Below are 8,459 nucleotides of genomic sequence, written 5' to 3' on the forward strand. Positions count from 1 at the left end.
GCCCAAAAGGGTTGCTGAAAATTTAAAACATCCTTTAAGCCAACAAATTGCGCCTAAAGACGTTCTTTTACAGCCAGTTTGAGCTAAGAACTGGCCAACAACATGAAACATGGCTGAAAACAATGAGCAAATTTCCAGACTCTTAGAAAGACTTGAACTGTTGTTAAGACGTCAACAGGATTTTAATCTGGAAGTAGAACAACTGCGAAAAGAAATCCAAATACTTAAAAAAGAACAGACAGAATTTGTTGTTCGGGAGGTTTCTCCAGAAGAAGTTGAAAAAGTGAGTCCACTTGCGCCAATGCCGCCTCTTTCAACACAGATTGCATCTAAAGAGACTGTTTCCCATATTGAACCGCCAAGAAACAATCCGTCACCGCAAATAAAAACACCAAAAGGAAAGTCCAATCTTGAAAAGTTCATTGGTGAGAATCTTATCAATAAAATCGGGATTCTTATTACGGTAATTGGGGTGGTTATCGGTGCAAAGTACTCGATTGAAAACAACCTGATCAGTCCTTTAACACGTATTATTTTGGGTTATTTGGTCGGTCTAGGGTTGATCGGATTTGGTATCAAACTAAAGGCAAAATACACCAGTTATAGTGCTGTTCTTATCAGCGGCGCATTGGCGATCCTTTATTTCATCACTTTTGCGGCCTATAGTCTTTATGGATTGTTTCCGCAACCCATAGCTTTCGGAATCATGTTGATATTCACTGTTTTTGGGGTAGTATCGGCACTTAATTACAATAAACAGATCATAGCTCATATAGGATTGGTAGGAGCCTATGCCATCCCCTTTTTACTAAGTAACGATTCCGGAAATGCCCAAGTGTTGTTCGCATATATCACCATCATCAATATTGGAATTTTAGTTATTTCCCTAAAAAAATATTGGAAAGCATTGTACTACGTCGCTTTTGCGTTTAGTTGGCTTATTTATGCGGCATGGGCAGCATTCTCTTATCAGCGCGAAGCGCATTTTACATTGGCCCTTACAGTCATTTTTATATTCTTCGCTACTTTTTATATAACATTTTTGGCCTACAAGCTGATTCAATCTGAAAAGTTCAAAGCTTCTGATGTCATGATGCTCGTGCTCAATTCTTTTCTTTTTTATGGCTTAGGTATTGGATTGCTCTCCTTCCACGAAACGGGAAAAGAGTTTTTAGGACTTTTTACGTTAGTCAATGCGCTAATCCACTTTGCGGTGAGCCTGGTACTGTTCAAAAGAAAAATGGCGGATAGAAATCTATTTTTCCTCATCGCCGGACTTGTGCTCACTTTTATCACCATAGCCATTCCCGTGCAGCTGGACGGTAATTGGGTTACCTTGCTATGGGCTTTGGAAGCAACCTTGTTATTCTATATCGGTCGTACAAAAAAGGTACCCACCTATGAGTACCTTTCCTATCCCCTAATGATATTGGCATTTATAAGCCTTATTCAGGATTGGTCCGAAAGCTATAGTACCTATTATTATACCGCAGATACCCAACGATTAATTCCATTATTTAATACTGCCTTTTTAACATCGATGGTTTTTCTTATCACGTTTGGGGGTATTAATTGGATCAATAATAAATTCGAACATAAGTCATCGGAAGGTAAAAAGGGGGTGTTTTCAAAAATCATGTCCTTCGCCATTCCAGGGGTATTACTTCTTGTATTGTATTGTTCCTTTTATTTAGAAATAGAATATTATTTCGATGGTTTATTTCAAAAGTCGGAAGTAATGATTACCGATGAAAGTTCCTATACCTATCCCCAAAACAATTATAACATTAGGGACCAGGGCGATATCTGGCTTTTAAATTATACCTTATTTTTTATAACCACTTTGATATTTATAAACAGTAAGCGATTAAAAAACAGGGTGTTGGGCATTATTTCTTTAAGCCTTGGAATACTGGTGGGCGGTGTTTTCCTTACAGCGGGACTATATCTGGCAAGCGAACTCCGAGAGAGTTATATCTCAAAACATCTTGCCGAATTCTATGAGGTGGGCCATTTTAACCTGTATATCAGATATGTAGCCATAGCGTTCTTTGCCCTTTTGGTTGTATCACTTTACCGCTTGATACGGCAACCTTTCATGCGGGTGAGGTTTGAAATACCGTTCCATAGTTTGTTGCATGTTTCCATTTTATGGATTCTTAGTAGCGAACTCTTGCATTGGATGGACCTGTTTGGGTCCAACCAATCCTATAAACTGGGATTAAGTATTCTCTGGGGCAGCTATTCCCTATTCCTGATTGCTTTTGGCATCTGGAAAAAGCAGAAATACCTTCGCATTATTGCCATAGTCTTGTTCGGTATAACCTTGATAAAACTATTCCTCTACGATATTGCATCGTTGAATACCATTTCCAAGACCATTGTTTTTGTTTCATTGGGTATATTGCTGTTGGTTATTTCATTCCTGTACAACAAATACAAACAAATTATCGCCGATGAGAACGAGAACTAAAATAGCAACCATAGCCTTACTAGGGTTTGGTGTTGCTTCCTTTGGACAAATTCAGAATTACGATAAACAAATTAGGTTGTCAGGGATTACGGAGCAATGGCATTCCATTGCCCTACCAGACACTCTTTTTGCGGATGTACAGAACGGTCTAGCGGACATTCGAGTCTACGGAGTTACCGAAATTGATACCTTGGAAGCACCCTATTTGCTTCAGGTTTCGCATTCAAAGGGCGATCTATCAAAAATCGATTTTAAGTTGATCAATAGCTCCTCCAATAAAAATGGGTATTATTATACGTATGAAATACCTACTTCTAAAAGTATAAATGAAATTCAGCTCAGTTTTAAGGACGAGAATTTTGATTGGAACGTAACGCTGGAAGGAAGCCAAAATCAGCAGGAATGGTTTACCGTTTTAGAGGATTATAGAATTCTATCCATAAAAAATAATCAAACGGACTACAGTTTTACCCACCTCAACTTTCCAAACGCAAAATACAGGTATTATCGCCTATTGGTGAAGAGCGACTCACAACCAAACTTGGTCCATTCTAGTTTGAATTTGGATAGTATCATTCCCGCAAAATATCGAGATTATGCAATTGAAACGTTTGACGTTATCCAAGAGAACAAAAATTCCGTCATTACTATCGATTTAAAAGCCCGACTTCCCATTAGCTATATAAAACTTGATGTTTCGGATAAGGTAGACTACTATCGACCTATGGAAATAACATATGTTTCCGACAGTGTTAAAACCGAAAAAGGATGGAGATACCGTTACAGTGCGCTTACCGCCGGAACCCTATCCTCGTTGGAGGATAACACTTTTAAGTTTAAAACGGTATTGGCGCAAAGATTACAGGTTCTTGTACATAACTATGACAACGAGCCATTGGCCATTTCCAAACCTGAGGTAAAAGGATATACCCATAAACTATTGGCCCGTTTTGACAAACCTGCTACCTACTTTTTGGTTTATGGCAACCAAAATGCCCGAACCCCAATTTACGATATTTCAAAAGGCGGTTTTAAACTTCCAGAGAACGTAGCTGCTTTGATTTTGGATAAACCGGAACCCATTTCAAAAAACACTACGGTTGAAGCATCACCCTTATTTGAAAACAAGTGGTGGCTTTGGGGCATTATGGGGATTATCATGCTGGTGTTAGGGGTGTTTACCCTTAAAATGGTACGAAAAGAAAATTGAGCCAGCCTTAGTTCGTAAATCAATGCCTTAGTAGGAACCTATAAAACCAAGGTCCAAATGCGCTCACACAGAGAGGGGCTCCCCATAAAGGTCAAAATCTGCCGCTTCGGTAATTTTGATAGTTACAAACTCGCCTTGTTTTAGATAATGCTTGGTAGCATCTACCAACACCTCATTGTCCACATCCGGGGAATCGAACTCCGTTCTGCCCACAAAGTAGTTTCCTTCCTTACGGTCAATAATGCATCGAAAGGTTTTGCCTATTTTTTCCTGATTCAGTTCCCAAGAAATTTGGGACTGTATCTCCATGATTTCATTGGCACGTTCCTGTTTCACTTCTTCGGGAACATCATCGACCAAATTGTAGGCATGTGTATTTTCCTCGTGGCTGTAGGTAAAACATCCCAAACGTTCGAACCGCATCTCCTCCACCCAGGATTTCAAGGTTTCAAAATCTTCCTCTGTTTCACCGGGATACCCTACGATCAAGGTGGTTCTAATGGTCATTCCCGGAACGGCCTTCCTAAAATCCTGAAGTAATTGGGTCGTCTTTTCCTTGGTGGTACCCCTGCGCATGCTCTTTAAAATACTATCGGAAATATGTTGCAAAGGAATATCCAAATAATTGCAGACCTTGGGTTCGTCCCGCATTACCTCCAATACATCCATGGGGAAGCCTGTTGGGAAGGCATAATGGAGCCGTATCCACTCGATACCCTCTACCTGTACCAAAGCCCTTAAAAGCTCGGCAAGGTTCCTCTTTTTATATAAATCCAAGCCATAGTAAGTAAGGTCTTGGGCTATCAGAATAAGTTCCTTGACCCCTTTTGCCGCTAATTTTTCAGCCTCCGTAACCAAATCCTCTATGGGTTTGCTTTTGTGTTTTCCGCGCATTAAGGGGATGGCACAAAAGGAACAAGGGCGGTCACAGCCTTCGGCAATCTTTAAATAGGCATAATTTTTTGGTGTAGTTGTTAGTCGCTCCCCAATTAATTCGTGCTTATAGTCCGCACCTAGGGCTTTTAATAAATTAGGAAGTTCGCTCGTACCAAAATACTCGTCCACATTGGGAATCTCCTTTTGCAGATCCGGCTTATAGCGCTCGCTCAAACACCCGGTAACAAAGACCTTGTCCACAACTCCCTCTTCCTTCTTTTGAACATATTTCAAAATGGTATTAATGCTCTCCTGCTTTGCATTGGCGATAAAGCCACAGGTATTGATGACCACTACGTTACCCTCCTCTTCATGCACCACCTCCTTATCATTGGCACGCAACTGTCCCATAAGCACCTCAGAGTCGTATACATTTTTGCTACAACCCAAGGTAACCACATTGATCTTATTCTTTTTGAGCGTTTTTGTGCGCATATGATACCCTGCTTTATTGTTCTCTATTAGGCGGGTGCAAAAGTACAATTTGAGAATCGAAATGTTTCCTATAACAGACTATTTCTTTGGTTTTTACGTTAAACCTCTGGCCAAAACTACAGTCTTATGCAAAAAAATTATATGGACCGATTTCTATTTGCATCCATTTTATTCGCACTACTATTTCAAGCATGTTCCACAGACCAGATCAACCAGGAAGAAGAAATCCTGGATACCAATGAATCCGCATCCCTGTACTTTCCCCCCTTAAATTCCGATAGCTGGGAAACCCTCTCACCATCTGAACTGAACTGGAACGAAGGGGCCATCCCTGAACTTTATACCCTGTTGGATGATAAGGGAACCAAAGCTTTTATCATCCTAAAAGATGGGAAAATTGCCCTAGAATGGTACGCAACGGATTTTGACAAAAACACTTCATGGTATTGGGCCTCGGCCGGAAAGACTTTAACGTCTTTCGTTACCGGTATTGCCGTTGAAGAAGGTTATTTGGAATTGAACGACCCAACTTCAACATACTTAGGGGCAGGCTGGACCTCCCTCCCTACGGAAAAAGAAAATTTGATTACCGTTTGGAATCAATTGACCATGACCACAGGTTTGGATGATACCCAAGGAGATTGCAAAACCCCCAATTGCCTAACCTATATAGCGGATGCAGGAACACGATGGTCTTATCACAATGCCCCTTACACGTTAATTCAGGAAGTTATCACGAATGCGACCGGTGAGGATTTCGAGATTTATTTTGCCGATAGATTGAAAGAAAAAATTGGTATGAACGGCACCTGGCTCTCCAGTAATGGAGACAATAATGTGTATTGGAGCACCGCAAGGAGCATGGCGCGGTTTGGACTCCTAAACTTGAACAATGGTTTCTGGGAAGACACAGCGATATTGGGGGACAGTGCATTTCTAGAAAATATGAAAAATACCTCACAAAACCTCAATAAATCCTACGGTTATCTTTGGTGGCTCAATGGTAAGGAAAGTGCCATGGTGCCGCAATCCCAAGTAGTTTTTAACGTTCCATTAATGGCCAATGCACCAAATGACCTTTATGCAGGACTTGGAAAAGACGACCAAAAACTGTACGTAATTCCCAGTGAGAATATGGTGGTCGTACGAATGGGAATGGATACCGGGGAAGCTGCCTTGGGCCCCTCTAGTTTTGATAATGCCCTTTGGGAGGCGATCAACAGGGTCATTGAACCTTAAAAATAATCCCTACTTTATTTTATTGTATTTTTTAAGTATTGGCAGTATCTCCTCTAGCGGTAGTGACTTAATTTCATGACCATCCCTACCGATCATGGTCTCGCCCGCAAATAAAGAATTCAGTATAGCTTCTTCCGTTGCCTCGATGGCGGCCAAAAATAAGGGCGACATTTCATCGTTCCGCAACAATTCCATGGTATTGAACTTTTGCTCACTGGTATGGGCAATTCTAACAGCTTCGTTTGTGGAAACTGCGATGACATAATCCCCGCTTCCGTTGGAGGCGATACCTCCGGTTTTAGCCAATCCCATTATTCCTCTTTTGGCCAAACGCTCCAGGTTTCTGGCATCCAGTGGCGCATCGGTCATAATGACAATCATACAGGAACCATCGGCATTGTTCAGAATTTTATCCCGATACGGATATGTATTCAGTTCCTTCCCTATAGGTACTCCATTGATTTCAAGCACTCCTCCAAAATTCGTTTGCACCAAAACCCCAACGGTGAATCCGCCCAAGGATTTTGGAAGTACCCTTGAAGAAGTCCCGATTCCGCCTTTATATCCAAAACAAATCGTTCCTGTGCCGGCACCCACATTTCCCTCCTTAACCGGGCCAGAAGATGCGTTTCTTATGGCACTCATTACGTGTTCCTGTTTTACATGTCTACCTCGAATGTCGTTCAACCAACCGTCATTTGTTTCCCCTACTACCGAATTTACGGAGCGTACGTCCTCATTGCCGGGCAAATCCAAGGTATAGGAAATCAAGGCTTCGGAGGCTGCAGGAACGCTCAACGTATTGGTCAAAATGATCGGGGTTTCAATAGTCCCCAATTCCTTTACCTGACTATATCCCGCCAATTTTCCAAAACCATTGCCAATGTAAATCGCTGCGGGAACCTTTGATTGGAAGATGTTCCCGGAATGGGGAAGAAGGGCCGTAACTCCGGTCCTTATACTTTCACCTTCCACCAAGGTTTCGTGCCCCACTGAAACACCCTCAACATCCGTAATGGCATTGAATTTTCCAGTTTTCAAAACCCCGATCTGGATTCCGTAATCCCGTATTCTTTTTTGTGCATTCATGATGCCGACTTGAATTAGAAAAAGTAGTATAAAAATCCTGAGGTTCATAAAGAGGTCTGTTTAATGATACCAACGCTGTGCGAAGTTTGAAACTTCGTACATATCGCTTTATCGTATAGCTCCGAAGTCGCAGACTTCGCAGAGCGCGATTTTTTTCCGTTAAATTTATTTCTGTCACGCCTATTTGCTATACATTTTTACCTGCTGGCTTTTCTTATTGTAATTGCGCATAGTACTATCCATAAGATGAATGTTAATTCCACTATTCTTTGAAGCAGTCCAACGTAATCAGAATTGGTATTCATAAATAAAACAATTACAAATAATAATCCAATTCCACCAAGTACAAATGATTGTAAAGAGAAAGAGTTAAAGTCAGACCTTTGCATTCCAAATCCAATTAGAACTATAGATAAAGGAACGATAATATAAGTTAACAGCCCAGTCAAATTATGAATCAGTTGAGAATTACTTGGGTTAATTAATTCTCTGTTACAACCGCTATCACAGGGAAAAATTGACACGACAATAGTCGCCAATCCATAAAATATTCCTACTCCATAAAAGCCAATTTTGGTCAATTTTGAAGTTTTGAAATGATGTACTGAAAGAAAGCAGAATATGGTAAATAGGACACCACTAGGAATATACCCGAAAAATCTTAAAATCAATCCATATTCAGTATCAATAGCGTAAGTTTCGCTAATAAACTGTTTAAAAATATCAAAACCGTCAATTAGAAATCCTCCAATAAGGGAAGTAGAAACAAATAATAATACTCCGAGTATTCCAACATAGAAAATAAGATTATTTTTCATCAATACGCTTTAATTTAGCTTGCAGTTAACGGTTTGGCTATGAGCAGTCCCGCCTGTGCGGGATTGCGTATAGGTTTTGTGCCTGTTGCACAAGTTATAAAAAAAGGGGCATTTCGATCTTGCCGATCCGTAAAAGGATCGTAACTTTAGGTATGCAGGGTAAAAAGGATTATCAAGAGAAGCTTTTCAATAATTTCCAATTAAGTGACCGGGTACCGCAGACGAATTTCTACCGTCGTTTAAAAGGCGTTTTGGATCT

The 8,459-nt window shown here is 40.6% G+C and carries 6 protein-coding genes; 3 read left to right on the forward strand and 3 right to left on the reverse strand.

Translation table 11 applies throughout. The features are described from left to right. Positions 1 to 109 precede the first annotated feature (109 nt). Together BFP75_RS19955 and BFP75_RS19960 are read left to right on the forward strand one after the other, a co-directional pair. Entirely contained in the window at positions 110 to 2,473 is a 2,364-nt protein-coding gene (locus tag BFP75_RS19955) for a DUF2339 domain-containing protein (RefSeq protein WP_099547084.1), read from the forward strand. After that, positions 2,457 to 3,683: a DUF3999 family protein gene (locus BFP75_RS19960; protein WP_099547085.1), complete on the forward strand. Its 1,227-nt coding sequence runs from the start codon at positions 2,457 to 2,459 to the stop codon at positions 3,681 to 3,683. Before BFP75_RS19955 ends, BFP75_RS19960 begins: the two co-directional genes overlap by 17 nt. 63 nt (positions 3,684 to 3,746) lie before the next feature. On the opposite strand, the gene rimO is transcribed toward BFP75_RS19960, so the two are convergent. Then, positions 3,747 to 5,054, reverse strand: coding sequence for a 30S ribosomal protein S12 methylthiotransferase RimO (rimO, locus tag BFP75_RS19965; RefSeq protein ID WP_099547086.1), 1,308 nt, complete (start codon positions 5,052 to 5,054; stop codon positions 3,747 to 3,749). Between the two features lie 126 nt (positions 5,055 to 5,180). Here rimO and BFP75_RS19970 point away from each other — a divergent pair, with 126 nt between their 5' ends. Continuing rightward, positions 5,181 to 6,293, forward strand: coding sequence for a serine hydrolase domain-containing protein (locus BFP75_RS19970; protein WP_240531853.1), 1,113 nt, complete (start codon positions 5,181 to 5,183; stop codon positions 6,291 to 6,293). Positions 6,294 to 6,302: 9 nt separating this feature from the next. Here BFP75_RS19970 and BFP75_RS19975 read toward each other — a convergent pair whose 3' ends face one another. Together BFP75_RS19975 and BFP75_RS19980 are read right to left on the reverse strand one after the other, a co-directional pair. Next, positions 6,303 to 7,430 (reverse strand): P1 family peptidase, encoded by a 1,128-nt coding sequence (locus BFP75_RS19975; RefSeq protein ID WP_206073585.1) that lies wholly within the window; start codon positions 7,428 to 7,430, stop codon positions 6,303 to 6,305. A 149-nt stretch (positions 7,431 to 7,579) separates the two neighbouring features. Beyond that, positions 7,580 to 8,200, reverse strand: coding sequence for a DUF998 domain-containing protein (locus BFP75_RS19980; RefSeq protein WP_099547088.1), 621 nt, complete (start codon positions 8,198 to 8,200; stop codon positions 7,580 to 7,582). Between the last annotated feature and the right edge of the window lie 259 nt (positions 8,201 to 8,459).

Origin of the sequence: Maribacter sp. 4G9 (genome assembly GCF_002742265.1) — a bacterium.
Classification (GTDB): Bacteria; Bacteroidota; Bacteroidia; order Flavobacteriales; family Flavobacteriaceae; genus Maribacter.